The following is a 3,819-nucleotide window of genomic DNA, read 5'->3' as shown; positions in this document are numbered from 1 at the left end:
GATTCATGATTAAAACTTGATAATATTATTTGCTTCTTTAATCCATACCTATTAACTAACTCAATTACATCTCTTTCTATTCCTTCATAATGTATCTCATCTGTCTTTAACTCTATATTTAATATAATATTAGTATCTTTTATAAGCTCTAATACTTCTACTAAAGTTGGTATTTTACACTCTATATTATTTTCAAAATTTTTATTTCTACATTTAAAGCTTCTAAGCTCTTCTAATGTCATATCCTTAACTAAGCCCTTTCCCTTAAAAGTACGCTCAATATCTTCATCATGTATAACTACCAGTTTATTATCTTTAGTTTTATGAACATCAATTTCAAGTCCATTTGCTCCTGTTTTTATTCCTTCTTTTAAAGATAACATGGTGTTTTCTGGATAATAATTACTAGCTCCTCTATGCGCAAAATTTATCATAATATTCTCTCCTCTTTATATTTGCTATATTATTTTTAATGTCTTTAAAGCATTATATACCCCTCTTTGATTAATATCATCAGTTACTAAACTAGCCTTCTCCTTTAATTCCTTACAAGCATTCCCCATTGCTACACCAAAATCAACCTCTTCAAACATTTCTAAATCGTTAAACCCATCTCCAAAAGCAAAATACTTAATATTTTCGTTCTTACTTATACTTCTAATATATCTAATTGCACTACCTTTACTACATTCACCATTAAATATATCATAACCATCATTAATATCTATTAATTTAACAAACTTAAACATGTCATACTTACTTATTAATTCACTAATATGCTTTTTATTAATATTGGCATTTAACTGAAAAACTTCATACTCACATATATTATTGACTATTTTATCTTCAATCTTATCTATTTTCATATTATATTTTCCAGAGAAGTCTTTTATCCATTTGCTTTCTGTCTTTCCAACACTTTTATCTAATAAATGCAAACAATAAGGAATATTATTCTCCTCAAAATATTTTACCATATTTTTCACCATGTTTTTATTCATAAATTTCTTATAAATTACCTTATTATTTACTGTTATTAAAGAACCATTAGCACTTACTATTGTATTAAACATATCACAAAAATTTTCCTGTTTAACCATAGCAAGAGATCTTCCCGTTGCTATAGCTACATCTATTCCATTATTTTTACACATATTTATACCTTTAATAGTATAGTCACATATTACATTTTTTTCTCTACAAACTAATGTATTATCCACATCGAAAAATATAGTTTTTTTCATATTATTTCTCTCCTAGATTACTTAAATATATATTATTTATTTGATTTATTATATTTTTCTAATGCACTATTAATTGTTTTTGCCATATTATCTACTGCAGTTTCAGGTGTTATTTCATCATTTAATACTTTTTCTATATTTTCCTCTATTGATGCTCTAGCCTCTGGGAATACCCCTAAAACAGCCCCTGAATTATTATTTTCTTCTCTTAATTGTTCTATTGCAGTCTTAAATTCTGGATTTGCATCTAAGTATTCATTCATTTCTGATAATTCATAGGCTTCTGTTGAAACTGAAAAATATCCTGTTGCTTGAGCCCATTTAACTTGAGTTTCTGCTGAAACCATAAATTTAATAAATTCAAAAGCTGCATTTTCCTTTTCTTCATCGCCTTTATCCATTATCCATAAAGAAGCTCCTCCAACAGATACTCCTCCTTCATCACCTTCTAAAACTGCTGGAAAATATGCCGTTCCTAATTCAAAACTATCACCTATTTTACTCTTTAAATCACCTAAATTAGCCGTTGAAGCAACTATCATTGCAACATTTCCTGATGAAAAAGCATCTAATGTGTTTTGACCATCTCTACCAAAATTACCTACAACTCCAGAATCAACAAGTGTTTTCCATCCTTCAACGATATTTAATGCCCCATTATTAGAGTCAAATACAACCTCTGTTGCATCTCCACTTCTTCCATTACCTTCATTAGCATAATCTAATCCTTGCTTAATTAAGAATTGTTCAAAAAACCATCCATATATTTGCATTGCATATCCATATCTTGAAACTTTATTTCCATTTTTAACAGCTAACTTATTAGCTACTTCTATTATTTCATCAAAATTAGTTGGAATATCTTCATCTGTTAAACCAGCTTCAGTAAATGCTGTTTTATTATAAAATAAAATTGGAGTTGAACTATTAAATGGCATAGAATATAATTTATCACCTATAGTGTAATAATCTAATATATTCTTTTCTAAAGATGATATATCATAATCATTTTTATCTACCATATCTTGCATTGGTATTGCATATTCACTATCTATCATCCATTTAGTTCCAATATCATATAATTGCATAACATCTGGACCTGAATTACTTAATGCTGAGCTCTTAAGCTTATTTATTGAATCATCATAACTTCCTTGATATTCTGCTATCACCGTAATATTGTCTTGTGAACTATTAAATTCCTCAACCAATGAATTTATAGCTTCTCCCCCTTTTCCTCCCATAGAGTGCCAAAATGTTATTTCAGTATTTTCTCCTGTTTTATTACTCCCTACTGAATTATTTGAACATCCTGCCAATGATGTAACCCCTAAAATTACTGTTAATGTCATTGATAATAATCTTCTTTTCATTCCCATTCCCTCACTTTTCTCTAATTTTTAATTACTCTTTATCCTTTAACTGCACCTGCAGTCATACCTTTTACTAATTGCTTTTGACCTAATAGAAATATAAATACTGACGGTATTAAAATTAATATTGCTCCTGCTAAAACTACACTATAGTTACTACCCTCTGAATATTGAAGCATACTTATTCCTATTTGAACTGTTCTATTATTTCCATTATTTATTGTTAATAATGGCCATAAATATTGATTCCAGGTATTAATAAATACATATATAGATAAAGATGCTATTGCTGGTTTAGATACAGGTATTAAAATCTTAAATAAAAATTTTAAATTCCCACAGCCATCAATTTTAGCTGCCTCTCTTATTTCCTTTGGAATTGTTAAATAAAATTGTCTCATTAAAAAAATTCCCATAGCTGATGTTAAAAATGGTACTATAAGAACTTGTAAGCTATCATTCCATCCCCATGAACTTACAGTTAGAAAATTTGATATAACTGTAGTTTCTGCTGGTATCATCATTGTAGATAATACCATTAAGAATAATAAGTTTTTCCCTTTAAAATCATAAAAGGCAAATGCATAGGCAGCCAAACTTGCTGTTATAACTTGTCCTACCGTAACACATATAGAAACAATAAAACTATTAGCTATAAACTTTAAAAGAGGTACTGTATTTAATGCAGCTTTAAAATTATCTAAAGTTAATGTACTTGGAATAATTTTATGTGGATATTTAGTCATTTCAGTTTGACTCATAAAACTTAAACTTAATGCATATAAAAGTGGAAAAATAATTAGTAATCCAACAAATATACTTAATATAGTTAGTATAATTTTATTTCTTTTACGCTTACTCATTATTGGTAATGTACCCCTTTCTTTTCAAACTTAAATTGTAATAATGTAACTATCATCATGATTACAAATAATATAAGTGCTTGAGCACAGGCCATTTCAAATCTACCATTAAAAAATGCTTCTCTATAAATAGAATGAACAAGAACATTAGTTGAATCCCCTGGCCCTCCTTGTGTTAACAGCTTTATTTGTCCAAACGCTTGGAATGCATTTATTAAATTCATAAATATAACTAAAAACATTTGTGGTGATACCATTGGAATAATTATGTTTTTAACTTTAGTTAGATAACTTGCTCCATCTATTGATGCACTTTCCATAAGCTCACTTGGTATATTT

Annotated in this window: 5 protein-coding genes; all 5 read right to left on the bottom strand. The window is 28.0% G+C overall.

Annotated features, from left to right (window positions below):
- Nucleotides 1-434 (bottom strand): glycerophosphodiester phosphodiesterase family protein (locus Q0G30_RS13835; protein WP_294391237.1); only part of this gene is annotated, 434 nt, incomplete at its 3' end.
- Between the two features lie 24 nt (nt 435-458).
- Entirely contained in the window at nt 459-1,244 is a 786-nt protein-coding gene (locus tag Q0G30_RS13830; RefSeq protein WP_148322280.1) for an HAD-IIB family hydrolase, read from the bottom strand.
- A gap of 32 nt (nt 1,245-1,276) precedes the next feature.
- Nucleotides 1,277-2,617 (bottom strand): ABC transporter substrate-binding protein, encoded by a 1,341-nt coding sequence (locus Q0G30_RS13825; protein ID WP_294391235.1) that lies wholly within the window; start codon nt 2,615-2,617, stop codon nt 1,277-1,279.
- Between the two features lie 38 nt (nt 2,618-2,655).
- On the bottom strand, nt 2,656-3,480 hold the full coding sequence (locus tag Q0G30_RS13820) for a carbohydrate ABC transporter permease (RefSeq protein ID WP_195964892.1): 825 nt from the start codon (nt 3,478-3,480) through the stop codon (nt 2,656-2,658).
- On the bottom strand, nt 3,480-3,819 hold a 340-nt coding region (locus Q0G30_RS13815), incomplete at its 5' end, for a sugar ABC transporter permease (RefSeq protein WP_294391230.1). The genes Q0G30_RS13815 and Q0G30_RS13820, both read right to left, overlap by 1 nt.

This window comes from uncultured Clostridium sp., assembly GCF_934754925.1.
Lineage (GTDB): Bacteria > Bacillota > Clostridia > Clostridiales > Clostridiaceae > Clostridium.
The sequence above is the reverse complement of the archived record's forward strand: the minus strand, read 5'-3'. Positions and strand labels throughout refer to the sequence as shown.